General features: G+C 70.7%; 18 protein-coding genes. 9 read left to right on the forward strand and 9 right to left on the reverse strand.

All coding sequences use genetic code 11. The features are described from left to right. Positions 1-2 precede the first annotated feature (2 nt). Both moaA and ACFLIM_RS08875 read right to left on the reverse strand, forming a co-directional pair. The gene (gene moaA, locus ACFLIM_RS08870; protein ID WP_393163907.1) at positions 3-992 is read right to left on the reverse strand and encodes a GTP 3',8-cyclase MoaA; all 990 of its coding nucleotides are present in this window, start codon (positions 990-992) and stop codon (positions 3-5) included. A 467-nt stretch (positions 993-1,459) separates the two neighbouring features. Then, complete coding sequence (locus tag ACFLIM_RS08875) at positions 1,460-1,828, reverse strand: winged helix-turn-helix transcriptional regulator (RefSeq protein WP_393163910.1); 369 nt, start codon at positions 1,826-1,828, stop codon at positions 1,460-1,462. 156 nt (positions 1,829-1,984) lie between these two features. On the opposite strand from ACFLIM_RS08875, the gene ACFLIM_RS08880 reads away from it, so the two are divergent. After that, on the forward strand, positions 1,985-2,632 hold the full coding sequence (locus tag ACFLIM_RS08880) for an NAD(P)-dependent oxidoreductase (protein WP_393163912.1): 648 nt from the start codon (positions 1,985-1,987) through the stop codon (positions 2,630-2,632). 113 nt (positions 2,633-2,745) lie between these two features. On the opposite strand, the gene ACFLIM_RS08885 is transcribed toward ACFLIM_RS08880, so the two are convergent. The 3 genes from ACFLIM_RS08885 to ACFLIM_RS08895 all read right to left on the reverse strand — a co-directional run bounded on the left by ACFLIM_RS08885 (position 2,746) and on the right by ACFLIM_RS08895 (position 6,342). Beyond that, complete coding sequence (locus tag ACFLIM_RS08885; RefSeq protein ID WP_393163914.1) at positions 2,746-3,237, reverse strand: hypothetical protein; 492 nt, start codon at positions 3,235-3,237, stop codon at positions 2,746-2,748. A 158-nt stretch (positions 3,238-3,395) separates the two neighbouring features. Then, on the reverse strand, positions 3,396-4,433 hold the full coding sequence (locus ACFLIM_RS08890) for a hypothetical protein (RefSeq protein WP_393163916.1): 1,038 nt from the start codon (positions 4,431-4,433) through the stop codon (positions 3,396-3,398). 70 nt (positions 4,434-4,503) lie between these two features. Continuing rightward, on the reverse strand, positions 4,504-6,342 hold the full coding sequence (locus tag ACFLIM_RS08895; protein ID WP_393163918.1) for an AMP-dependent synthetase/ligase: 1,839 nt from the start codon (positions 6,340-6,342) through the stop codon (positions 4,504-4,506). A 146-nt stretch (positions 6,343-6,488) separates the two neighbouring features. Here ACFLIM_RS08895 and ACFLIM_RS08900 point away from each other — a divergent pair, with 146 nt between their 5' ends. Together ACFLIM_RS08900 and ACFLIM_RS08905 are read left to right on the forward strand one after the other, a co-directional pair. Beyond that, a complete protein-coding gene (locus ACFLIM_RS08900) occupies positions 6,489-7,958 on the forward strand; it encodes a peptide MFS transporter (RefSeq protein ID WP_393163920.1) in 1,470 nt (489 codons plus the stop codon). A gap of 11 nt (positions 7,959-7,969) precedes the next feature. Then, positions 7,970-8,578, forward strand: coding sequence for a trimeric intracellular cation channel family protein (locus tag ACFLIM_RS08905; protein WP_393163922.1), 609 nt, complete (start codon positions 7,970-7,972; stop codon positions 8,576-8,578). A gap of 33 nt (positions 8,579-8,611) precedes the next feature. Here the strand turns inward: ACFLIM_RS08905 and yczR are convergent, their stop codons facing one another. After that, positions 8,612-10,030, reverse strand: coding sequence for a MocR-like transcription factor YczR (gene yczR, locus ACFLIM_RS08910; RefSeq protein ID WP_449291467.1), 1,419 nt, complete (start codon positions 10,028-10,030; stop codon positions 8,612-8,614). A 72-nt stretch (positions 10,031-10,102) separates the two neighbouring features. Here yczR and yczE point away from each other — a divergent pair, with 72 nt between their 5' ends. The 3 genes from yczE to ACFLIM_RS08925 all read left to right on the forward strand — a co-directional run bounded on the left by yczE (position 10,103) and on the right by ACFLIM_RS08925 (position 13,595). After that, complete coding sequence (yczE, locus tag ACFLIM_RS08915) at positions 10,103-10,705, forward strand: membrane protein YczE (RefSeq protein WP_393163926.1); 603 nt, start codon at positions 10,103-10,105, stop codon at positions 10,703-10,705. Positions 10,706-10,786: 81 nt separating this feature from the next. Further along, positions 10,787-12,541, forward strand: coding sequence for a glycoside hydrolase family 15 protein (locus ACFLIM_RS08920; RefSeq protein WP_393163928.1), 1,755 nt, complete (start codon positions 10,787-10,789; stop codon positions 12,539-12,541). Positions 12,542-12,668: 127 nt separating this feature from the next. Continuing rightward, positions 12,669-13,595, forward strand: a complete 927-nt coding sequence (locus ACFLIM_RS08925; RefSeq protein WP_393163930.1) for a lytic transglycosylase domain-containing protein — start codon at positions 12,669-12,671, stop codon at positions 13,593-13,595. 73 nt (positions 13,596-13,668) lie between these two features. Here ACFLIM_RS08925 and ACFLIM_RS08930 read toward each other — a convergent pair whose 3' ends face one another. The 3 genes from ACFLIM_RS08930 to ACFLIM_RS08940 all read right to left on the reverse strand — a co-directional run bounded on the left by ACFLIM_RS08930 (position 13,669) and on the right by ACFLIM_RS08940 (position 19,546). Then, positions 13,669-16,968 (reverse strand): PQQ-dependent sugar dehydrogenase, encoded by a 3,300-nt coding sequence (locus ACFLIM_RS08930; RefSeq protein WP_393163932.1) that lies wholly within the window; start codon positions 16,966-16,968, stop codon positions 13,669-13,671. Positions 16,969-17,071: 103 nt separating this feature from the next. Continuing rightward, positions 17,072-18,193: a sugar phosphate isomerase/epimerase family protein gene (locus tag ACFLIM_RS08935; RefSeq protein WP_393163934.1), complete on the reverse strand. Its 1,122-nt coding sequence runs from the start codon at positions 18,191-18,193 to the stop codon at positions 17,072-17,074. A gap of 156 nt (positions 18,194-18,349) precedes the next feature. After that, positions 18,350-19,546: an ROK family protein gene (locus ACFLIM_RS08940; RefSeq protein ID WP_393163936.1), complete on the reverse strand. Its 1,197-nt coding sequence runs from the start codon at positions 19,544-19,546 to the stop codon at positions 18,350-18,352. Positions 19,547-19,799: 253 nt separating this feature from the next. Here ACFLIM_RS08940 and ACFLIM_RS08945 point away from each other — a divergent pair, with 253 nt between their 5' ends. From ACFLIM_RS08945 to ACFLIM_RS08955, 3 genes are all read left to right on the forward strand, one after another. Continuing rightward, positions 19,800-20,741 carry a 2-hydroxyacid dehydrogenase gene (locus tag ACFLIM_RS08945; RefSeq protein ID WP_393163938.1) on the forward strand — a complete coding sequence of 314 codons (942 nt, stop codon included), beginning with the start codon at positions 19,800-19,802 and terminating at the stop codon, positions 20,739-20,741. 14 nt (positions 20,742-20,755) lie between these two features. Next, positions 20,756-22,534, forward strand: a complete 1,779-nt coding sequence (locus ACFLIM_RS08950; RefSeq protein WP_393163941.1) for an aldehyde ferredoxin oxidoreductase C-terminal domain-containing protein — start codon at positions 20,756-20,758, stop codon at positions 22,532-22,534. A gap of 124 nt (positions 22,535-22,658) precedes the next feature. Continuing rightward, entirely contained in the window at positions 22,659-23,417 is a 759-nt protein-coding gene (locus ACFLIM_RS08955) for an SDR family NAD(P)-dependent oxidoreductase (RefSeq protein ID WP_393163943.1), read from the forward strand. Positions 23,418-23,419: the final 2 nt, after the last annotated feature.

Here is a 23,419-nt window from a genome sequence, read left to right on the forward strand (position 1 = left end):
GGCTAGCCGCCAATGGCGGACATGGGCCTGGACGGCTGCAGGAAGGACGGGTCGTCGATGCCGTGGCCGGCGCGTTTGCGCGCCACGGCCGCGATCCACCGCTCGGCCAGCTCCTCGTCGGACGCGCCCGCGCGCATGGCCGTCTTCAGGTCGGACTCCTCGGTGGCGAACAGGCAGTTGCGGACCTGGCCGTCGGCGGTGAGGCGCACCCGGTCGCAGGCTCCGCAGAACGGGCGCGTCACGGAGCCGATCACGCCGACCCTGGCCGGGCCGCCGTCCACGAGGAACCGCTCGGCCGGAGCGCTCCCGCGGTCCTCCAGGTCGTCGGCCGTGAGATCGAACGAGGCGGACAGCAGGTCGAGGATCTCATCGGCGGTGACCATGCCCTCACGGCTCCAGCCGTGCTGGGCATCGAGCGGCATCTGCTCGATGAAGCGCAGCTCGTAGCCCTGGTCGAGGCACCATCGCAGCAGCGACGCGGCCTCGTGGTCGTTGACGCCGCGCATCAGCACCGCGTTCACCTTGACGGGGCGCAGGCCCGCGCCGTCGGCGGCGGCGAGCCCGGCGATCACGTCGGCGTGCCTGTCGCGGTGCGCGAGCCGCTTGAACGTCTCGGGGTCGAGGGTGTCGAGGGATACGTTGACCCGGTCGAGCCCGGCCTCCGCCAGCGACTCGGCCAGCCGGGCCAGCCCGATGCCGTTGGTGGTCAACGAGACCTGCGGCTTGGGGGTCAGCGCGGTGGTGCGGGAGACGATGTCGACCAGCTCGCGCCTGAGGAGGGGCTCGCCGCCGGTGTAGCGCACCTCGGTGACGCCCAGTCGTTCGACGCCTATGGTCACCAGGCGGACGATCTCGTCTGCGGTGAGGAGCTGCGCGTTGGGCAGCCAGTCGAGGCCTTCGGGGGGCATGCAGTACGTACAGCGCAGGTTGCACTTGTCCGTGAGGGACACCCGCAGATCCGTCGCCACCCGTCCGAACGAGTCTCGCAACATGGGGCGTCACCTCCTGTTCGGTTGGCCAGAGGGCCAGACTACGACGGCTGTCGGCCGAGGCTCAAAACCGCCCCTTCTTCGCACGACAACGTATCCATCCCTAGATCGATTCCGCACCGGAGCGGCCCGTACACCCGAAGCGCCGCACGCGTCACCCCGGGCCTCGGCCCCCCGATCCGCCCCGCGGGCATCGTGCCTGGCCCATGCACTTGGCTGCTCCGTGTTCAACCCTGGGCTTGGGCCAGGGCGGCGGCGTCGGTGGCGGTGTCCTCGTCCGTCCATGTGGTCTCCGGTGGGTAGGCCTGCAGGTTGGCGGCGCCCACCGGGATGCGGTCGCGGCCGGCGCGGAGCCGCGGTGGGCGAGGAGTACCTGGTCACCGCGTTCGGAGAGGCGTTCGGCTATGCGGCGGCCCAGGAACCAGGTGCCGCCGAGCATCAGGACTCTCATGTCCCGACCCTACGCGGGGCTACGGGGTGGCGGCGTGCCAGGTCTCGCGGGCGTGCATCAGCTCGGCCAAGTGCTTCCTCGACCATTCGCAGCCCGCGTTCATGGGTTCGAGGAGGCTGCGGCCGAGGTCGGTCAGCTCGTACTCGACGCGCGGCGGGATCTCCTCGTACGGGGTGCGGGTCAGCAGCCCGTCGCGTTCCATGGCGCGCAGGGACTCGGTGAGCACCTTCGGGGTGATGCCGCGCAGCGGCGCCTGGATCTCGGTGAAGCGTCGCGCGCCTGACTCCAGGCAGCGGATGATCTTCGCGGTCCACTTGTCGCCGATGCGGACCGGCGCGGCGACCGGAGGGCATCCGGCGAACATGTCCGGATCGAGTGGCTCGGCCATGCCCGCCATCGTAGGTGCAAACTCCGCTACCTGCGGTGGACCGCTGAACGCAGCCCACCCGCAGGTAACTATCGTTGCGGAAAGCGACATCTCACCATCTACCGTCTGCGGAGCGGCCGGGGAGTCCTCGCCGTGGAGTGAACGGAGTGATGGCGCGTGAGCAAGATCGTGGTTTTCGGGGCCGGTGGGCGGGCCGGGGTTCGGGTGGTCGCGGAGGCGGTCGGGCGGGGGCATGAGGTGACGGCCGTGGTGCGGGATCCCGGAAAATATGTGGATTTGTCGGGTGATGGCGTCCGGGTGGTCGCCGGGGACGTCACCGACGCCGCCAGCGTGGCCGGGGAGGCGGCGGGGCAGGACGTGGCGATGCAGGTGGCGGCGCGGCTGGACATGTCGTCGGAGGAGTTCTACGCGGCGGCGTCCCGGGCGCTCGTCGACGGGCTGGGGCGGGCCGGGGTGTCCCGCCTGGTGGCGCTCGGCATCGGCAGCCTGCTCGAGGTCTCGCCCGGGGTGCGGCTCATCGACACGCCCGGGTTCCCGGCGGACGCGCGGGCGTTCTCGCTGGGGCACGCGGTGGAGATGGAGGTGTTCGAGGGGTCCGGGCTCGACTGGGTGGTGCTGGCGCCGCCGCCAGTGTTCCTCGACGGGGAGGCGTCCAGGACCGGGCGGTACCGGATCGGGGGCTCGCAGGTGCCGGCCTCCGCCGAGGGGGATCCGGTGTTCTCCTACGCCGATCTGGCGGTGGCGCTGGTGGACGAGGTCGAACGTGCCCAGTATCACCGGGTGCAGGTCGCGGTGTCGTACTGACTCGTCGGCCGCCCGGACGCGCGAGCCGAAGTCGAGCGCGGGCACGGTGGGCAGACGGGCGGGGGTGGGCACAGTGAACGCCCGGCCGGGAGGGCCGGGCGTTCACTGGGGTGTTAGTGGCGGCGGAGGACCTTGACCCAGTCCGTGGCCTCCGACGGGGCCAGCCACCTGGCGCCCTCGAAGACCGCGCGCCACGTGCCCGACGTGCGGGCGGGCACCTTCGTGGCGAAGTAGCCCTTGCGGCTGGTCTTGATCGTGTCCACGTACTCCCACTTGCCGCTGCCGTCCGGCTGGAAGAGGATCACGATCCGCTTCCAGCCGAGCCGGTGCCAGCGCTCCTGGTCCTTGCAGTAGTCGGCGTGGTGCACCGAGACGAAGCCGCTGATGTAGTCCTCGTCACACTGCACGGAGAGCTTGCCCGCGAGGGTGATGGGCTTGCCGCGCCATGCGGGCTCAGGGTTCGCGTCGAACTGCAGGCTCGTGTGGCCGCCCGCGAAGTCCGGGTCCAGGCCCGGGTCCGGGTCCGCGAGCGCGGGCGAGGCGGCGGTGGCCACCATCGTGGCGCCCAAGGCGGCCGCCGCCAGTCCGGCGGCTAGGCGTCGCATCTTCAAAATAGGTTTCCTTCCCCGTCGGAAACGCGCCCCGAGCCGGGGCGCGTCAACGCCAATGACGGGTAAGGGTAAAGAAAAGTTGCGACATTGTTGATCACAATTCCGCAACGGCGGTTTTTGCGACGCCTATCAACGTTTTTTGATTTATAGCGTTATTGGGTGGTTTGTCGTGATTTTGATTGGTCTGGTGCGTAGTGGTCGGTTCCGGGGTAGCGGACGCGCCAATGGCCGCCCACGTGGGCCGGGATCGTGGTCACGAACGCTCCGGCGTCGTCGGTTTTCGTCTCTCCGGCCTGCTCCCAGGTCGTGGCGGTGTCCGGGCGCCAGAGGATCTCCACCGGCTGCTTGGCGAACGGGCCGTAGTCGGTGAGGCCGCGCGGGTCGATTCTGGTCAGGGTGCCGCGCAGGCGTACCCCGCCGGAGGGGCGCGCAGCCTTTTCCGCGCTCACCGACGCGAGTTTCGTCGCGCGTTTGAACTGGAACGACGCGTATTCCGAGACCGTCGCCCCGCCCTGTCCCCTGGCGGTGGCGGTGACCGTCCACGTGCCTGTCGGGTAGAAGCGGTTCAGCCTCTTGTCGGGGAGGAAACGCCAGGTTTCCCAGCCGTCCGCCATGCGGGCCACCGGGGGCAGTCCCACGCGCCATACGAGTATCGGCGGTACGGCCGGCGGCTTGCCCTCGGGAGGGACGCCTTCCTTGGGGTCCGCGGGTTCCGCCCTGAACGGATCCGGGGGTTCCGCCCTGAACGGATCCGGGGGTTCCGCCCTGAACGGATCCGGGGGTTCGGCCCTGACCGGGTCCGGTTGTGGGTCCAGCAGGGGTCTGGTTCCGGTGTTCGGCTCCTCCGGCTGGGCGTTTTCTGTTGGTGTGGGTGTCGCGGCCGGGGCCGGCGTGTCCGCTACGGGTGGCTTGGTGCTCAGCGGAGGGGCGGGTGGGATGCCGGGTTCCACCTTGACGGTGACGCCGTTCTTGCCCTGGGCGCCCTTGGCGATAACGTCGATCACCAGGCGGACGGAGTCGTGCGCCCCGACCACGGGGTCCGCTGGGCGTACGGTGATGGCGCGGATGGCGGGCTCGGTCGCGGCGGGGGGCACGGCAGCGGGCACCGGAGCGGGCGCGGGCCAACGCGCGGGTACGGGCGCCGTGAGCGACCCCGCCGCGAGCGAGACGAGAAGAAGGCTTCTGGTCATGATCAAGACGGTAGGAACCATCCGGTAATGGCCAGGACCGCGACACACGCCACGAATGGCAAAGCCGGGATCAGCCCAGGTAGAGCCCCTCGATGATGTCGGCGTACTTCGCGTGGATGACCCGTCTCTTGAGCTTGAGGCTCGGGGTGAGCTCCTCGGTCTCCGCCGTCCACTCGGTCCCTAACAGGGCCCATCGCTTCACCTGCTGCACCCTGGCCAGCTTGGTGTTCGCGGTCTCGACGGCGGCCTCCACCTCCTTGCGGATCTCCGGGTGCTCGGCCAGCTCGGCGAGGGAGCCGAACGTGATGCCGCGCGCCTGCGCCCACCCCGGCGCCACCTCGCCGTCCAGCGTCAGCACGGCCACCGGGTGCGGCCGCCGGTCTCCGTAGGCGAGGGCCTGGCCGATGAGGACGTGTTCCTTGAGGTGGTTCTCGATCGCGGCCGGGGAGATGTTCTCGCCGCCCGCGGTGATGATCAATTCCTTCTTGCGGTCCACGACCCGGTAGAAGCCGTCCTCGTCGACCGAGCCGATGTCGCCGGTGTGCAGCCAGCCGTCGGCGTCGACTAACTCGGCGGTGGCCTCCGGGCTGTTGAGGTAGCCGCGGGTGTTGAGCGGGCTGCGGGTGAGGAGCTCGCCGTCCTCCGCGATGCGGATCTCGACGCCGGGCTCGGCCCTGCCGACGGTGCCCAGGCGGTAGCAGGCCGGGCTGTTGCCGGTGAAGGCGCCGGTCGTCTCCGTCATGCCGTACACGTCGATGACCTTGAGCCCGAGTCCGGCGTAGAAGTGCTGCACCTCGGCGGCCAGCGGCGCGGCGCCGGTGGCGGTCCACTCGGCCCGGTCGAACCCGATCATGCCGCGGATGACGGACAGCAGGGACGCGTCGGCCTGGTCGTAGGCGGCCTGGATCTCGGGGGTGATGGTGCCGCCGTACTGGCCCGCTTCGACGTACGCGGCGCCGGCCCGCATCGCCTGGCGTACGGCCTCCTGCTGCTCCGCCGGCTGGGTGGCGAGCACGGCGAGCAGGCGGGCCATCATCTTCTCCCAGACCCGCGGCACCCCGAAGAACATCATCGGCTTGACCTTCCCCAGCGTCGCCCCCAGGTTGGCCAGGTCGGTGCAGAAGTGCACGTGGGACACCTTGAGCAGCGGCAGGTAGAGGCTGAGCACCCGCTCGGCGATGTGCGCGTACGTGAGGTAGGAGATCTGCGTGCCCTGGACGGGCAGGTTCGTCAGGCGGTCGGTGGAGGCGACCTCGTAGAAGACGTTCAAGTGGGTGAGCGGGACGCCCTTGGGCGTCCCGGTGGTGCCGGAGGTGTACAGGACGGTGACCACGTCGTCGGGGGTGACCGCGCGCGAGCGGGTCTCGACCAGGTCCGGGTCCGCCACCAGCCGCTCGCGGCCCAGCTCGAGGAAGTCGGCCCACGCCATGAACCGGTCGCCGGAGGGCGTGCCGTCCAGCATGATGATCTTGCGGAGGCCGTCCAGCCGGTCGAGCACCGGCTGCCACCGTGCCAGCTCGGCGGGGCCGCCGAGGACGGCGAACTTGGCGCCCACGTCGGCGGCCACGAAAGCGATCTGGTCGGGCGCGAACGTCGAGTAGACAGTGCACCCGACGCCGCCCGCGTGCACCGCGCCCAGATCGGCGAGCACGTGCTCGCTGCGGTTGACCATCATCAGGGCCACGGAGTCGCCGGGTTCGAGCCCGAGCGCGGCGAACGCGGCGGCGATCTCCAGGACCCGCCGCCGCGCCTGCGCGTAGGTCAGCGTGCTCCAGCCGCCCTCGGGTCCGGGGTCGGAGTAGGCGGGTGCTTCCGGGTGCCGTTCGGCGACCTGTCTGAGTTGTTCGCAGACGGTACGGCCGGCGATCTGCTGCTCGATCTCGGCCCGGACGTCGAGGACTTCGGCCATGGCACGCGCCTCCAGTCGGCATTCACTTGATTCACTCGCATGGGGGTGGCATGCATCGCACCACACCCTCCGGGCAGCGACAAGCCCTCATGGAGGAAGATCCGCGTCATTCACGTAAAGTGATCGGACAGATGCGGGGGGTGTGCATGACGAGGACTTTCTTCGGGCATCCATGGGCCCTGGCCACGCTGTTCAGCACCGAGATGTGGGAGCGGTTCAGCTTCTACGGGCTGCGGGCGATCCTGGCGACGTTCCTGGCGGCGTCGCCGGCGCAGCAGGGCCTGGGCCTGTCCGAGGAGACGGCGACGGCGGTGGTCGGCGTCTACGGGGCGCTGATCTATCTGGTGGCGCTGCCCGGCGGGTGGATCGCCGACCGGATCCTGGGGCCGCGCAGATCGGTGTTCTGGGGCGGGTTCCTCATCATGCTGGGGCACATCAGCATGGCCGTGCCGGTGACGTCGCCGTTCTTCGTCTGGCTCGGGCTGCTGCTGATCATCAGCGGCACGGGCCTGCTCAAGCCGAACATGGCCGTCATGGTCGGCCGGCTCTACCCGCCGGAGGACGACGGGCGCAGGGACGCCGGGTTCTCGCTGTTCTACCTGGCCATCAACCTGGGCGCCTTCTTCGCGCCGCTCGTGGTCGGCTGGCTGGCCGCCGGCGACCGGTGGCACCTGGGCTTCAGCGCCGCGGCGGTCGGCATGGCACTCGGCCTGGCCCAGTACGTCTGGGGCGGCCGTCACCTGCGCGGCATCGGCGAGCGGCCCGGCCACCACCTGTCCCCCGCCGAACGCCGCCACTTCGGCCGCCTGCTGGCCCTCGGCCTGGCCGTGGCCGTGATCGGGCTGGCCGGGTGGGCGTGGACCGGCACGCTCACGATCGACCGGCTCACCGTGGCGATCACCGTGGTCATCCTGATCACGCCCGTCGCGTACTTCGCCTACATCCTGCTGGGCAGCCACAACCTGACCGAGGACGAGCGCATCAAGCTGAAGGCGTACATCTGGTTGTTCGCGGCCGCCGCCGTCTTCTGGATGATCTACGACCTGGCGCCGAGCAAGCTGCTGTTCTTCGCCCGGGACCACACCGAGCTGTCGTTGTTCGGCATCGCGATCCAGCCCGCCACCACGCAGTCGTTCAACCCGCTGTTCATCATGATCTTCCTGCCCATGTTCGCGGCGTTGTGGGTACGGCTGGGCACGCGGGTGAGCACGCCGCAGAAGTTCGGGTTCGGGCTGATCATGGTGGCGTTGAGCTTCGTGGTCATGGCCGTGGCGGCAGGGCTGGCGGGGGCCGGCCGGGTGTCCGTCTGGTGGCTGGTGCTGGTCTACCTGATCCAGGTGTTCGGCGAGTTGTCGCTGAGCCCGGTCGGCTTGTCGGTGACGTCGAAGCTGGCGCCGGAGGCGTTCAAGGGGCAGATGCTCGGGATGTGGTTCATCTCCTTCGCGGTGGGCGACTCGATCGGCGGGCAGACGGGACGGCTCAGCCGGGTGTTGTCCGAGCCCGCGTACTACCTGGTGCTGGCGGCCCTGGCCGTGGTGGCGGGGGTGGCGCTGTTCGTGTTCACCCGGCGGCTGCGGCCGATGATGGCCGAGCACCACGAGCCCGCCATGCGGTAGACATTCCGAACGTGTCCGAACTTCTCGACCTGGCCGGCATCTTCGTCTTCGCGTTGTCGGGGGCGCTCATGGGGGTGCGTAAACGGCTGGACGTGGTGGGAATGCTGGTGCTGGCCGAGATGACCGCTCTGGGCGGGGGTGTCGTACGGGATCTGATCCTGAACGTGCGGCCCGCCGCCTTCCAGAGTGTCGGGTACGTGGTGGTGCCGGTGGCCGCGACGATGATCGTGTTCTTCTGGCATCCGTACGTGGCCCGCGGGATGCCCGCCATCCTGGTGCTGGACGCGGCCGGGCTCGGGTTGTTCTGCGCCGTCGGCACGGCGAAGGCCGTCGAGTACGGGCTGAGCCCGCTGCACGCCGCCTTGCTGGGGGTGGCCACGGCCGTGGGCGGGGGGATGTTGCGTGACGTGCTGGCCGGGGAGATTCCCACGCTGCTCTACGACCGGCAGCTCTATGCGGTGCCCGCGATGCTGGGCTCGGCGGTGATGGCCGGGCTGTCCTTTTACGGGCTGCAAGGGTGGCCGGCGACGCTGGCGGCGGCGGTGCTGGCGTTCGGGTTGCGGATCGCGGCCATGCGCCGCAAATGGCGGGCACCGCTGGCCAAGGGGATCGAGGAGTGACGCTCGTGGACGCCAAGGTCGCGGTTTAACCGCTCACACCATCGCGATGAGCGAGTCCGAGGGGTGTGGGGTGCCGATGGGGCCGTGGTCGCGGGCGGCGCGGATCCGGGCGACCGCGTCGGCGAGGACCTGGGGTGGCTGGGTGTAGGGAAGGCGTAGGTAGCCTTCGAGGGTGCCGGCCAGGCCGAACCAGGGGCCGGGCGCGAGGCGTACCCCGTGGGTGAGCGCGGCCTCTGCGAAGGGGGTGGCGCCGACGTCCAGGCGGACCCACAGGGTGCCGCCGCCGCGCGGGACGGTGAACGTCCACTCCGGCAGGTGTTCACGCAGCCCCGACACCAGCGCGTCGCGGGAGGCGCGCAGCGTGCGGCGGCGTTCGGCTCGCGTCTCCTCCAGCCGGTCGAACAACCGCGCCACCACGAGCTGCTCCAGCACCGGGCTGGCGATGTCCACCGACGAGCGGAACATGGCCAGGCGGCGGGCCAGCGCCGCCGTGGTGCGGATCCAGCCGATACGCAGCCCGCCCCACCACAGCTTGGACGCCGAGCCGATGCCGATCACGCGACTGTCGGTGTCGAACGCCCCCATCGGCGACGTGCGCGGCACCTCGTCCAGCGCCAGCTCCGACCAGGTCTCGTCCACCAGCACCATCGTGCCGGTACGCCGGGCCGCTCCCACGATGGCGGCCCGGGTCCCGTCGTCCATGAGGGCGCCGGTCGGGTTCTGGAAGTCGGGCATGAGGTAGGCCAGGCGGGCGCCCGACTGGCGCATGGAGCCGATCACCAGGTCCGGCTGCCAGCCCCCGTGCGAGATCCCGACCGGGACGATCCGGGCGCCGCGGTGCCGGGCCGCGTCGACGGCGTGCGGGTACGTCGGCGACTCCACCAGCACCGCGTCGCCCGCGCCGACGAGCAGGCCGACGACGAGCTGGATGGCGTGCTGCGAACCCGTGGTGACGACGATCTGCTCCGGCCTGGTGGCCAGCCCTCTGGCGGTGTGGTGGGCGGCGATGCGTTCCCTGAGGACCGGCAGGCCCATGGGGTCGTAGCCGTTGCCCATGCCGTACCTGGGGAGGTCCTCGACCGCCTCCGTCATGGCCGCGTGCAGCAGCGTGGGGGCGGGCGGGGCGGCCATCTGGAGCTGGATCAGGCCGTCGCCGTCGGTGCTGAGCCACGGGTTGTCCGGGGTGGTGGCCGGGTCGGGCAGGGCGGTCCAGCTGCCCGAGCCTTGCCTGCTCTCCAGGTAGCCGCGTTCGCGCAGCAGGTCGTAGGCCGCCGTGACCGTGGTGCGGCTGACGTCCAGGGTTTCGGCCAGGTGGCGTTCGGCGGGCATGCGTACGCGTACCGGGATCTGGCCGTCCATGACCAGAGCGCGTACGGCGTCGGCCAGGGCGCGGTAGTACGGTCGTGCGGCGGGGTCCAGCTTGACGAGCCGGGCCACCTGCGTTGCCGACATGTGCCTCATAAGTCCACTTTTCGTGATTGGCCCTGGTTTGGCAAGTTCGCGGGATGCCAATCTGGGGCCATTATGAGTGAAACAACCGTCCCGCGGCTCGGCTCCCTTCCCGCGCGGCTCGTTCGTCTCTATGGTGGCCTGGCCCTGTACGGGCTCGGCATCGGGCTGCAGGTGGAGTCCGGGCTGGGGAACGACCCCTGGGACGTGTTCCATCAGGGAGTGGCCGTCAGGGCCGGGCTGTCCATCGGCACCGTGATCATCGGCGTGGGCGCCCTGGTGATGCTGTTGTGGATCCCGCTGAAGCAGAAGCCCGGTCTCGGAACCGTCAGCAACGTGGTGTTCCTGGGGTTCTTCGCGGACGGTGCGATCTTCCTGCTGCCCACGCCGGGGCATGTCGTTTTTCAGGGCCTCTTTGTGGTGCTGGGTGTGGTGTCGATCGCGCTGGCCACCGTGCTCTACATCGGCGCCGGGATGGGGCCCGGCCCTCGGGACGGCATCATGACCGGGCTGGTGCGGCTCGGGCTGTCCGTACGGTTAGGGCGTTTTCTCATCGAGGTCACCGTGCTGGTGGCGGGGTGGCTGCTCGGTGGCACCGTGGGCGTGGGGACGTTGGTGTTCGCGCTGGCCATCGGGCCGTTGACGCAGTTGTTCAGCCGCTGGTTCCCGCTGACGTGATCTCCGCGGCCGGGGTCGGCCATGACGCGACATGATCGAACCCGGCCGCGGGATCACCCCTCATCCGAGTAGCGTCTAGGCATGCGGATCGAGGATTACGCCCTCATCGGAGACATGCAGTCGGCCGCGCTCGTGGCCAGAGACGGCTCGATCGACTGGTTGTGCCTGCCCAGGTTCGACTCGCCGTCGTGTTTCTCCGCCCTGCTCGGCAGCGAGCGCAACGGGCACTGGTGGCTGGGGCCCACTGGCCGCAAGCCCGCCACCAGGCGCCGCTACCGTCCCGACACGCTCATCCTGGAGAGCGAGTGGGACACCCCCACCGGCACCGTCCGCGTGATCGACTTCATGCCGCCGCGCGACCGGAACCCCGACGTCGTGCGGATCGTCGAGGGCGTGTCCGGGTCGGTGGAGATGTCCACGCAGCTCAGGGTGCGCTTCGACTACGGCAGGATCGTGCCCTGGGTGCGACGGAACAACGGGCACCTGCAGGCCATCGGCGGGCCCGACTCGGTGTGGCTGCACTCCCCCGTGCCGCTGAAGGGCGGCGACTACGCCCATAGAGCGACTTTTACCGTTAAAGAGGGTGAGCGGCTGCCGTTCATCTTCACCTGGCATCCCTCGCACGAACCGATGCCGCCGCAGATCCACTGCGACACCCAGCTCGCCGAGACCGAGGCCATGTGGGCGGAGTGGGTGGCACGATGCACGTACTCGGGGCCGTACCGGGAGGCCGTGGTGCGGTCGCTGATCACGCTGAAGGGGCTCACCTACGCGCCGACCGGCGGCATCGTGGCCGCCCCCACCACGTCCATTCCCGAGGACCTCGGCGGGGTGCGCAATTGGGACTACCGGTTCTGCTGGTTGCGCGACGCGACCATGACGCTCGACGCGCTGATCAGCTCCGGATACCTGGAGGAGGCGTCGGACTGGCGCTCGTGGCTGCTGCGGACGATCGCCGGCCGTCCCCAGGACCTGCAGATCATGTACGGGGTCGCAGGCGAACGCCGGCTGCCCGAGCTGCGCCTCGACTGGCTCGACGGCTACGAGGACTCACGGCCCGTGCGCATCGGGAACGAGGCGGTGAAACAGCTCCAGCTCGACGTGTACGGGGAGGTGATGAACTGCCTCTACGTCTCCCGGACCCGGGGGTTGTCCGCCGACGATCGGGCGTGGACCATCCAGCGGCAGCTGCTCGACTACGTGGTGGACCACTGGGACGAGCCGGACGAGGGATTGTGGGAGGTCCGGGGGCCGCGGCGGCATTTCGTGCATTCCAAGGTGATGTGCTGGGCGGCGCTCGACAGGGCCGTGAAATACGTCGAGCAGTTCGGGCGCACCGGGCCCGTGCAGAAATGGCGGACGTTGCGGGACGTCGTGCACGCGGAGATCTGCGAGAAGGGCTACGACCCGCACCGCAACACCTTCACGCAGTCGTACGGGTCGTCGGAGCTGGACGCGGCGCTGCTGATGATTCCCATGGTGGGTTTCCTGCCCGCCGATGATCCCCGGGTGCTGGGGACGGTGGCGGCGATCGAGAAGGAACTCATGGCCGACGGGTTCGTGTTGCGCTATCCGCTGGCCGCCGACAACGACGTGGACGGACTGCCGGGAGGGGAGGGCGCGTTCCTGGCCTGCAGTTTCTGGCTGGTGGAGGTCATGGCGATGCAGGGGCGGAAGGAGGAGGCGAAGGATTTGTTCGAGCGGTTGCTGGGGCTGCGGAATGACGTGGGGTTGCTGGCGGAGGAGTACGACTCCAGGTATGGCCGGTTGGTGGGCAATTTCCCGCAGGCCTTCAGTCACGTTCCGCTGATTCACGCCGCGCGGGCGCTCTCGTAGCTACCGGAGCATGGCGAGAAGGACTTTGACGTCTTTCTGGTCTGACACAAGGGCGCGGGCAGGCTGCCCGTCGTGTCGCGATGAGGGAGTGCACATGGGACGGCCGTGCCGGGTAGGTTGGCCGACCATGGAGGTACGCCCGAAGCACCCCCGACGCTCCGGCCGGGGCCGCGCCGCGGTGACGCTCGCGGTCCTCATCGGAACGGCGGCCTGCGGAGATCCGGCCGTCAGAGAGCCATTAGGCGCCGGGCAACCCTCACCGGCGCCGCCCAGCACCACGGCGACCGTCCAGGACCCGGGCGCAGCGCCCCCAGCCCCCGACCAGGCGATCCCCGAGAACGCCACGAAGCTGGCATCGACCCTGGACCAGACCACCGCCGCGCTCAACGACGCCATCGACGCCTGGTCCAAGAAGGGCGAGCCACCCGAGGACGTCGAACTCCTGGCCCTGCACCAGCAGCGCATCTACCGCTACGCCGCCCGCCACCCCAAGGTCGCCTCCCGGGCCTTCGCCCGCCTGCCGTCCGCGCTGGCCGCCCAGGCCAAGGACAACACGGCGGCCATCCGCGAGCTGCTCTCCCTGGCCCGCCCCATCAAGCCCACCACTCCGTTCAAGGTCCAGCCGCCCCGGCCCGCCGCCGAGCTGCTCGGCCACTTCAAGAAGGCCGAACGCCGCTTCGGGGTGGAGTGGGAGGTGCTGGCGGCGGTGATGTTCGCGGAGACCAAGTTCGGCAGGGTGAAGTCGGCCAGCCACGCCGGGGCGCAGGGGCCGATGCAGTTCATGCCCGCGACGTGGAAGGCGTACGGCATGGGCGGCGACATCCAGGACCCGCGCGACGCCGTCATGGCCGCGGCCAACTACCTGCACGCCACCGGCGCTCCGCGCGACTACCAGCGGGCGCTGCACGCGTACAACCCGTCGCAGGCGTACGTGAACGCCATCCTCCTGCACGCCCGCCAGATCAAGCGGGACGCGCGCAATTACTACGCGTACTACAACTGGCAGGTGTTCGTCATCACCACGGCAGGCGAACGCCGCCTGACCGGCCCCTAACGGCCGACAAGGCCGGCGCTTGCCGATCCGGCGCCGGGGCCTCGCGCCCGGCGGGCGCGAGGCCCCGGCGTCGCTACACGGTGCGCAAGCGGTCGATGAGGGCCTGGGCGTCCCTCACCAGTGCGGCCCGCGCCGCCGCGTTCGGTACGTTGCCGCGCTGCTCGGCGATCTTCACGAACCGCTTCAGTGCGTCGATCGCGAGCCCCGGCTTGCCCTTCTTCTCGTGCCGTTCGGCCTGGTCGAGCTGTTCGAGCAGGTCATAAGCGGCCTTGCCGGTCACGAACCCCGACTGCTTGAACCGCCCGATCAACGCCCGCACGTCGGTGTAGGAGGTGGTGGTCGAGAATGTAACGGTCTGGGTCGTGATTTTTCCGGCGTTGTCGGTCGCCGTACCGGTCAGTGAATGCTCGCCGAGGGAGAGTGACCACAGCGGGAACGGCGCACCGGAGACGACCTGCTTGCCGTCGATCTTCGCGGTGACGCCCGCCACGCCCGAGACCGCGTCGGTAGCCGAGACGACCGGGGTGACCGAGGCCGAGTCCCCGTAGGGCTTGGCCTCCACGCCGGTCATCGACAGGACCGGGTTCGTCTTGTCGATCTTCACCGTGAGCGTGCCGACGGCGGACACGTTGCCGCCGCTGTCAGTGGCGCGGTAGCGGACCTCCTTGGCGCCCTCGGTGCTGAGGGTCACCGGGTTGTTGGCGTTGGCCCAGGTGGTGCCGCCGTCGAGGGAGTACTGGCGGCTCGACACCGTGCCGTTGTCGGTCGCGGTGACCGTGAGCGTGACGTTGCCGGTGTACCAGCCGTTCGCCCCGTCCGGCTGGGCCGGGTTGAGGGTGGCCGTGACGGCCGGTGGGCTGGTGTCGGCCACGCCGCCGCCCTGGAAGGTGAACGCGTCCACCTCCACGCCGCCGGTCGAGGTGACGTACAGGCGGCCCGTGCCCGCGGGCGGGTCGGCGAGCGCGGTGGTGACCGTCTGCCAGCCGGCGCCCGAGGGCACCGCCACGGTGGCGAACGGCTCGGCGGTCGGCGACTTCCACCGCAGCGAGAGGGTGCCCGCTCCCGAGGCCTTGGTCTGGACCCCGGTGATGCCGGTGAAGTTGACCGGGTCGTAGGCGAGCCAGTCCCCGGCGTCGAACGAGGTGACCTTGACCTTGCCGGACGCGCTGTCGTCGGGGGTGTCGGTGACGCCGCTGGTCTCGTCGGCGTGCTCGGCCTGCGTCAGCTTCGGGTTGAGGATGAGCGTGTCCTCGCCGAGCGCGCCGGGGATGCCGTTGGCGCCGTTGTCCCGGTAGCTCACGACCACGACGCCGTAGATGTTCTCCGTCTCGCCGTGCTCGGGCGCGTTCGCCGGGGTGGGCCAGGCGCCGGAGCAGCCCGTACCCGTGGTCTCCGGGTGGGCGTGCACGTCGTGGCCGAGCCCGAACGTCCACTGCATCCTGGTGCACACCGGGGTGTCGCCGTCCTCGGCGTCGGACACCCCGATCCGGTAAGGCAGCGCGTTCCCCCAGTCGAAGAACCCGCCGTCGGCCGGGGCCTGGATGCTCACCACGGGCGCGGTGTTGCCCACGGTGATCTCGGTCGAGGTGAGCCCCGCCCGGCCGCCGGAGTCGGTCACGCGCAGCCGCGCCACGTACTGTCCCAGCTCGGTGTAGGTGTGCGAGGCGGTGACCCCGGTGGCGTCGAAGGCGCCGTCACCGTCGAAGTCCCACTCGTACGTCAGCGCCCCCGGCTCGGTGTCCGTGGACGACGTGGCGTCGAAGGCCACCGTGAGCGGCGCCTGGCTGCTCGACGTCTTGTCCACGGCGATCCTGGCCTGAGGCGTCTTGTTGGCCGGCGTGTAGTCGATCCGGTAGAGCCCGGCGTCCGGGTTGGCGCGGAAGAACCCGTCGCCGTAGTCGAGCACGTACAGCGAGCCGTCCGGGCCGAACTCGATGTCCATCGGGCTGTCGGTGAGGGGCTGCGCCGCCGTCCTGAGCGCGGCGTTGGGCAGGAAGTGCTCGATCGCGGTGACCGGCCCGTCCGGGTACGTCAGGGTGAACGCCGCCAGGTAGTCCTGCGAGAACTCGGCGAAGAACGCCTTGCCGTCCCAGTACTGCGGGAACTTGCCGGGCGCCGGATTGGCCGCGTCGTAGTGGTAGATCGGCCCGCCCATCGGCCCCTGACCGCCCTGCGGCTCGAAGTCGACGAGCCCGGCCCAGGCGGCGGGCTGGTGGGTGTTGTTGTCGCCGTAGTACAGGTCGGCGGGGACCGCGGGCGGGAGCTGGGCGATGCCGGTGTTCCAGCGGGAGGTGTTCTGCGGTCCCGCCGCGCAGTCGAACCACGGCCCCGGCTGGGCGGTCTCGAAGTCCCAGTCGTTGTAGTTGAACTGGTCGCCCGTGCAGTACGGCCAGCCGCTGTTCATGGGCTTGGTGAGGGGCGTGATGTTCCACTCGACGTAGCCGAGCGGGCCGCGCCGCGGGTCGCCGGTGCCGGCGTCGGGCCCGTAGTCGCCCCACGACAGGGTGCCGGTCTGCGCGTCCACGTCCATCCGGAACGGGTTGCGGACGCCGGTGACGAAGATCTCCGGCCGGGTCTTCTCCGTGCCCGGCGCGAACAGGTTGCCGTCGGGGATCGTGTACGTGCCGTCGGCCGCCACCTTGATCCGCAGGATCTTGCCGCGCAGGTCGTTGCTGTTGCCCGCGCCGCGCCGGGAGTCGAAGCCCGGGTTCATGCGCGGGGCGTCGTTGTTGGGCGCGTACCCGTTGGCTCCCGGCGTGCCGGCCGGGGTGTTGTCGCCGGTGGCGAGGTAGAGGTTGCCGTCGCCGTCCCAGTCGACGTCGCCCGCCACGTGGCAGCACTGGCCGCGCTGCGTCCCGACCTTGATGATGACCTGCTCGGTGGCCAGGTCCAGCGCGCTGCCCGTCCACTTGAAGCGGGAGAGCTGGTTGTAGCCCTTCCACTGGTTCCAGTACGTCTCGTCGGCCCCCGCGGGCAGCGACTCGGGCGCGGAGCCGGTCGGGGTGGTCTCCGGGTACGGCGCCGTCATCGTCCTGGGCGCGTAGTAGAGGTAGACCCACTTGTTCTCGTCGAAGCCGGGGTCGAGCGAGACCGTCTGCAGGCCGTCCTCGGAGTTGTTGTACACCGGGACCGTGTTGATGATCTTCGTGACGCCGGTGGCCGGGTCGGTCAGCCGGATGTCGCCGTTGCGGGCGGTGTGCAGGACCCGCCGGTCCGGCAGGACGGCCAGGTCGATCGGCTCGCCCACGTTCTTGGTCAGGGTGATCTTCTCGTAGCTCGACCACTCGGTGGCCGGGTCTTGCGCCTGGGCGGGTAAGGCCAGGGTCGCGGCGGCCAGCACAAGGCCGCCGAGCACCGTGAGAGTACGCTGCATGGTGATGCTGCTCCTAGGACGAGGAGTGTCATGACCCGGGCCGCCACGCCTGCCGCTGCAACGGCAGAGATCGCGTGGCGGTCCGGCGTTCGTCAGCCGCCGATCAGCCGCGCAGGGCGGCCATGTTGCGGTAGCTCAGCTCGGCGTACTGGAGGGACTGGGCAGGGTCGGCGCCCGGCGCGTTGTCCTGCTCGTACATCGGGTTGTGGAACCCCTTGGACCGCAGCTTGGCGAAGAAGCGGGTGTAGTCGATGTCGCCGGTGCCGAACGGCACCATGTCGTAGCCGTTGCCGGTGGCCGGGTTGGAGGTGCCGTCCTTGGCGTGGAACAGCGGGAACCGCTTCTCCCGCGCCCGGACGGTGGCGAGCGGGTCGAAAATGTCGGTCTGGACGGAGCCGTCGGGCGCGGTGAACGTACGGTGCTTGAACTGCGCCACGTGCGCCCAGAAGATGTCCATCTCGAAGTGCACGCGCCCGGGGTCGCTGATCCCGAAGAAGTACTCCAGCTTGCGGATCCCCGACGAGCGCGTCGGCCTGCCCTGCGCGTCCAGCGGGCCGCTGTCGAGCAGGAACGCGTAGGCCGCGTCGTGGTTGTGGGTGTACAGCTTGAGCCCGGCCTCGCAGGCGAGCGAGCCGAGCTGGTTCCACTTCTCCGCCGCCACGTCCCAGTCGGCCTTGTACGCGCTGCCGGTCGGGTCGTTGCCGGTGCCCACGTGGCCCAGGCCGAGGATGTTGGCGATCTCCAGCACCTGCTTGAACCGGTCGAGGTCGGCGGCCGACAGCGGCCACGAGCCGGGGATGAACCCGTGGTTGCCCTCGGCCTGCAGCCCGTTGTCGTCGAGCCATTGCCGCAGCAGCCTGGCGCCCTCGACGGTCTCCAGGTCGGCGCCGCCCTCGGCGTTGGCGTGCTGGCGGTACCCGGCGAACTCGACCTGCTTGTAGCCGAACCCCGCCAGCGCCTCGAACACGCGACGGAAGCCCGACGGCAGGTTCGTGGCCAGCGGGTCGCGCGAGATCGCGTCGCGGACGGTGTAGAGGATGATGCCCCGCTTGCCCGGCGGGATCAGGACGCCCTTGGAGGCGGCCCCGGTGGAGGCGGCCGCAGCGGGCTGGGCGAGCGAGATCGAGGCCGCGGCGGCGATGCCGGTCGTGGCCGCTAACAGCTGGCGGCGGCTCAGTCCGAGCCCTCGGCGCAGCGCCTCTTCCTGTTCATGGGTATGGCTCACGCGCGGTTCCCTTCCTTGAGGGACGCGTGCGCCGACCACGTCACAGCGAGTCTGTGTCCGGGGCCCGCGAGCATGCCACCGCCGCAAAGCCGAGGACGATCAATTGTTACTACGCCGCCCACACGGGGTCAATGGTGACTATTTGCGCGGCGCGGGTTACGTGACGGCCCGGTCGATGGCCTCCGGCGCCAGCACGTGCTCGACCACCATGACGGCCGCGCCGATGACACCCGCCCGGTCGCCCAGCCCGCTCGCCCGGATGCCGAGATGCTGCGTGGCCAGCGGCAGCGACCGGCTGTAGATCGTCTCCCGCACTCCCGCCAGCACCTGTTCACCGGCTTCGGCGACGTCCCCGCCGATCACGATGACCGAGGGGTTGAAGAAGTTCACGATCGAGGCCATCACCGTGCCGACCTCGCGTCCCGCCTGCCTGACGAGCCGCGTGGCCCGCGGGTCGCCCGCGCGCATCAGCGCCACCACGTCCCTGCTGCCGCGCGCCTCGATCCCGGCCTCGCGCAGCGCCGCCGCCATGGACGCTCCGCCGGCGACCGCCTCCAGGCAGCCGATGTTGCCGCACCGGCACGGCGCGTCGGACGCGGGCACCCGGATGTGGCCGACGTCGCCCGCGGCCCCCTGCGCGCCCCGGTGCAACCGGCCGCCGGAGATGATGCCGCAGCCGATCCCGGTGCCGATCTTGATGTAGATCAGGTGGTCGACGGCGGGTCCCGCGGCCCAGTGCTCGCCGAGCGCCATGATGTTCACGTCGTTGTCGACCAGCACGTTGCCGGCCAGCCCGCCATCGGCCGGTGCCCCGAGTCGCGTACCGAGCCATTCCGGTACGGCGAAGCCGTCCCAGCCGGGCATGATCGGCGGGTTCACCGGCCGTCCCGAGGCGTGCTCGACCGGCCCCGGCAGGCCGACGCCGACCCCGCACACCTGCGCCGGGTCGCGCCCGATCCCGGCCAGCAACTCGCGGAAGGCCGCCACGACGCGGCCCAGCGTGCGCTCGGGCCCCCGGTCGATGGGCAGCTCCATGGCCCGTTCGGCGAGCACGGTCAGGCCGAGGTCGAGCACGGCCAGCCTGGCGTGGGTGGCGCCCAGGTCGGCCCCGAGCACCACCCACGCGTTCCCGTTGAACGCGAACACCGCGGCCGGCCGTCCCCCCGACGAGATCGAGCCCTCGCCCGCCACGACCCAGCGGTGGTCGATCAGCCCGTCGAGCCGCTGCGACACCGTGGACCTGGACCACCCGGTGAGCTCGGCGAGCTCCCCGCGGGTGCGCGCCCGCCCGTCCCTGAGGATCGCCAACAGCGCTCCCGCCCCCGTGCTCTGGCCGTTGGATCCACTTGGCATGCGCACTACCTTACTTCGGAGATCGACCGACTTATGTTGACAAGAATTAAAAGTTAGATCTATCGTCGCGAAATATGCCGGACATATGCGGATTCGGCACGATAGGTCCAATGATCAAGGCCTGAGCACCGCTCAGGAGGATTCGGCCCGGTTCTCACCCGTCGTAGCGCCGAGACGCGGGTACCGGGAATGCCACCCGGCCGAGTCCTCTAAGCTGCGGAGCCGTGGACGGCTGCGCGAAAGTGGTAGGGCGATGATCTATGTGACCCGGGTGCTGACGGACGCCGCGATGGCCGAGGTGGGGCGGCTCGGCCCTGTCACGTCCGGGGGCGAGGAACCGCCGGACCGGCACGAGTTGCTGGAGCGGGTCAAGGGCGCCGAGGCCGTGATCTGCACGCTCACCGAACGCGTCGACGCCGAGTTCCTCGACGCCGCGGGGCCCGGCCTGAAGGTCGTGGCCAACGTCGCGGTGGGCTACGACAACATCGACGTGCCCGCCGCCACCGAGCGCGGCGTCCGGGTGACCAACACGCCGGGCGTGCTCGACGGGGCGACCGCGGACCTGACCATGGCGCTGATGCTGGCCGCCGCCCGCCGGGTGCTCGACGGCGACCGGCTGCTCAGGAAGCGCACGCCCTGGGTGTGGGGGCCGCGGATGTTGCTCGGGCTCGACCTCAGCGCCGGCACGACCCTCGGGATCATCGGGTACGGGCGGATCGGCCGAGCCGTGGCCCGGCGGGCCAGGGCGTTCGACATGAAGATCCTGGCCACGCCCACCTCCGCTCCCCTCGGAGCCGAGCCGGTGGAGATCGCCGACCTGGAGACCCTGCTGGAGCGCAGCGACGTGGTGAGCGTGCACTGCCCGCTCACGCCGGCCACCCGCCACCTCATCGACGCCCGCGCGCTCGGCCGGATGAAGCCAACAGCTGTGCTCGTCAACACCGCCCGCGGTGGCATCGTGGACGAGCAGGCGCTGGTGGAGGCGCTGCGCACGGGCGGAATCGCGGCGGCTGGGCTGGACGTGTTCGAAGGTGAGCCCAGCGTGAACCCGGCGCTGGTGGAGCTGGACAACGCCGTGCTGACGCCGCACATCGGCAGCGCGGGCACGGTCACCAGGGAGCGCATGTGCGGCCTGGCCGTGGCCAACGTCGCCGACGTGCTGTCGGGCTCGTCTCCGCGCACCCCGGTCAACTAGAGGAAGGCTTGGCCATGCCCTTCATCGTTGACCTGACCAGCGGAAATGTGGAACGCGAAGATCGATCCACCGAGAGGGGGCATTTCGGCGGGTCCATCCTCGGGCTGCGGCTGCTGGCCGAGCGCACGCCCGCGGGGCTGGATCCGTACGATCCGCGGGCCCTGCTGTACGTGGCGGCGGGAATGCTGGGCGGGACTGCGGCGCCGGGGCTGGCCAAGGCGGTGTTCCTGGCCAAGTCGCCGTTGACGGGGGTGGCCGGGGAGTCGCATGCGCTGGGACCGTTCGCGGCCGGGATCCGCGGTGCGGGCGCCAAGGCGCTGGCCGTCGTGGGGCGCGCCGAACGGCTGTCCTACCTGCTGGTCCAGGGTGGCGAGGTCTCGTGTCACGAGGCCGAGGAGCTGCGCGGGCTCGGCACCGCGGCCACCACGGATGCGTTGCGGGCTCGCTGTGGGGAGGGCGCGCACGTCGCGGCGATCGGGCCCGCCGGGGAGAACCTCGTCCGGTATGCGAGCGTGGTGACCGACTACGCGTATCCCGCCGCACGTTACGGCCTGGGTGCCGTCTTCGGCGCCAAGAACCTCAAGGCGATCGTGTGCGTGGGCGACGCCCCGGCGCAGGTCGCCGACCCGGACGCGGTCGCCGGGCTGGCCGCCTACTACCGGGCCTCGCTGGCCACGAACCCCCTGGCCGCGCTCCAGGCCGGACTGCCCGGCTTCGCCGGGTGGGTCGGCGAGCCACCCGCTCCCGGGTACGCCTCCGTGCGGAACTTCTCCGTGACCGGCCCGGCCGGGTTGCGGGTCCCCGAGGCCCGGGACTACGACGGCCGGGCGGTGGCCACCACCGGCGGGTGTCCAGGGTGCCCGAATGACTGCCTCAAGGTGTACGCGCCAGGGGACCTCGCCGAGAGCAGGCCCGGCGGGCTGGGGCAGGAGGCGTTCCTGTCGCTCGGCTGGAACCTCGGGATCGACGACCTCGACACCGTCCTCGGCGCGAACGCCCGCTGCAACGACCTCGGCCTCGACCCCGTCTCCCTCGGCGGCACGCTGGCCTTCGCGATGGAGTGCGCCGAGCGCGGCCTGCTCGCCTCCGGGCCCGCGTTCCGCGACGCGGCGGCGCTGCCCGGGCTGATCCACGACGTCGCGACCCGCGCCGGAGACCTCGGCGACCTGCTGGCCGAGGGCGCGGCGCGGGCGGCCGCGAAGCTGGGACCCGAGACCGTGCCCTACGCGATGACCGTCAAGGGCGCCGAGTTGCCCTGCTTCGACCCGCGGATCCAGCCGGGCATCGGCCTCGGATACGCGATCGCCCCCAACGGGCCCCGCTACGACGCCCTGGAGCACGACCTCGACTTCGACCCGGTCGCCGGGCTGGCTTACAGCTTCCCCGAGGCGAGGCGGATCGCGGCCGAGCCCGCCCCGGCCGGCGCGCTGGACGAGGAGCGAGGCCGCCGCAGCGCCCGGCTGTTGCGGCTCTGGAGTGGCCTCGACGCGCTCAACCTGTGCGTGTTCGCCTCCTCCCCCACCCGTCCGCTGACCATCGACCACCTGACCGCGCTGGTCACCGCCGTGCTCGGCACCGAGTTCACCCTGGCCGACCTCCTCGAAGCCGGGCAGCGGCGGCTCGACGACCTGCACGCCTATGCGGCCCGGGAGGGCGGCGGCGGTGCCGGCGAGCTGCCCGCGCGGCTGCACGACGAGCCGATCGCCGAGGGCCCCCACAAGGGCGGGGTGCTCGACCGCGCCGCCTTCGAGCGGGCGCGCGCCGCCTTCCACGCGGAGCTCGGCTGGCATTGAGCGCCCGGCGTTAAGCATGGGGAAATTTCCGAAGAAAAACGATTGACCTCCCTCTTGTTCGGTTTGTGAGGCCGCTGCTACGTTGTGGTCAAACGTTTGACCGACACGAGGGAGACCATCGGGGATGGCTGTCACGATCGACCTGACGGGGCGCACGGCGCTCGTCACGGGCGGCGCGGGAGGTCTCGGGTTCGCCTGCGCCCGCGCGCTGGCCGACGCCGGAGCGGACGTCGTGCTCTCCGACCTGGAGGGCGCGCGGCTGGCCGAGGCGGCAGCCGAGCTGGGCGTCCCGGCCAGGGCGGCCGACCTCACGGACCCGGCCCAGGCGGCGGCCCTGGCGGGTGGGCTGGACCGGATCGACGTGCTGGTGAACTGCGCGGGCGTCATGCGCACCACCCCGCTGCTGGACATCGAGGCCGCCGAGTGGCTGCGCATCGTGGACGTCAACCTGAACGCCACGTTCTGGCTCACCCAGGCGGTCGGGCGGCGGATGGCCGGGCAGGGCGGCGGCTCGATCGTGACCCTCGCCTCGGTGGCCGCCCGTTCGGGCCGTCCCAACGCGGCGCACTATTCGGCCACCAAGACGGCGCTGCTCTCCCTGACGAAGTCGGCGGCCGAGGCGCTGGCCCCGGTACGCGTGAACGCGGTCTGCCCCGGCGTCTTCCTCACGGCCATGTGGGACGAGATCATCAGCGACCGCGACCGCAGGTTCGGCGAGAACGCGGGCGCGGCCTACCTGAAGGAGGTCGGCGCGCGTTCGCCGCTGGGCCGCCCCGGGCGTCCCGAGGAGGTCGCTTCGGCGGTGTTGTTCCTGGCCAGCGACCTGGCGTCGTTCATCACGGGCCAGGCGTTGAACGTCGACGGCGGACTGGAGATGAACTGACC

The sequence above is a fragment of the Nonomuraea marmarensis genome (genome assembly GCF_043197025.1).
GTDB classification, from domain to species: domain Bacteria; phylum Actinomycetota; class Actinomycetes; order Streptosporangiales; family Streptosporangiaceae; genus Nonomuraea; species Nonomuraea marmarensis.

Excerpts from the sequence above, each read along its gene's own strand:
- moaA (WP_393163907.1), bottom strand. The coding sequence starts at position 992 with ATGTTGCGAGACTCGTTCGGACGGGTGGCGACGGATCTGCGGGTGTCC.
- ACFLIM_RS08875 (WP_393163910.1), bottom strand. The coding sequence starts at position 1,828 with ATGGCCGAGCCACTCGATCCGGACATGTTCGCCGGATGCCCTCCGGTC.
- ACFLIM_RS08885 (WP_393163914.1), bottom strand. The coding sequence starts at position 3,237 with ATGCGACGCCTAGCCGCCGGACTGGCGGCGGCCGCCTTGGGCGCCACG.
- ACFLIM_RS08890 (WP_393163916.1), bottom strand. The coding sequence starts at position 4,433 with ATGACCAGAAGCCTTCTTCTCGTCTCGCTCGCGGCGGGGTCGCTCACG.
- ACFLIM_RS08895 (WP_393163918.1), bottom strand. The coding sequence starts at position 6,342 with ATGGCCGAAGTCCTCGACGTCCGGGCCGAGATCGAGCAGCAGATCGCC.
- ACFLIM_RS08900 (WP_393163920.1), top strand. The coding sequence starts at position 6,489 with ATGACGAGGACTTTCTTCGGGCATCCATGGGCCCTGGCCACGCTGTTC.
- yczR (WP_449291467.1), bottom strand. The coding sequence starts at position 10,030 with ATGTCGGCAACGCAGGTGGCCCGGCTCGTCAAGCTGGACCCCGCCGCA.
- yczE (WP_393163926.1), top strand. The coding sequence starts at position 10,103 with ATGAGTGAAACAACCGTCCCGCGGCTCGGCTCCCTTCCCGCGCGGCTC.
- ACFLIM_RS08920 (WP_393163928.1), top strand. The coding sequence starts at position 10,787 with ATGCGGATCGAGGATTACGCCCTCATCGGAGACATGCAGTCGGCCGCG.
- ACFLIM_RS08925 (WP_393163930.1), top strand. The coding sequence starts at position 12,669 with ATGGAGGTACGCCCGAAGCACCCCCGACGCTCCGGCCGGGGCCGCGCC.
- ACFLIM_RS08930 (WP_393163932.1), bottom strand. The coding sequence starts at position 16,968 with ATGCAGCGTACTCTCACGGTGCTCGGCGGCCTTGTGCTGGCCGCCGCG.
- ACFLIM_RS08940 (WP_393163936.1), bottom strand. The coding sequence starts at position 19,546 with ATGCCAAGTGGATCCAACGGCCAGAGCACGGGGGCGGGAGCGCTGTTG.
- ACFLIM_RS08945 (WP_393163938.1), top strand. The coding sequence starts at position 19,800 with ATGATCTATGTGACCCGGGTGCTGACGGACGCCGCGATGGCCGAGGTG.
- ACFLIM_RS08950 (WP_393163941.1), top strand. The coding sequence starts at position 20,756 with ATGCCCTTCATCGTTGACCTGACCAGCGGAAATGTGGAACGCGAAGAT.
- ACFLIM_RS08955 (WP_393163943.1), top strand. The coding sequence starts at position 22,659 with ATGGCTGTCACGATCGACCTGACGGGGCGCACGGCGCTCGTCACGGGC.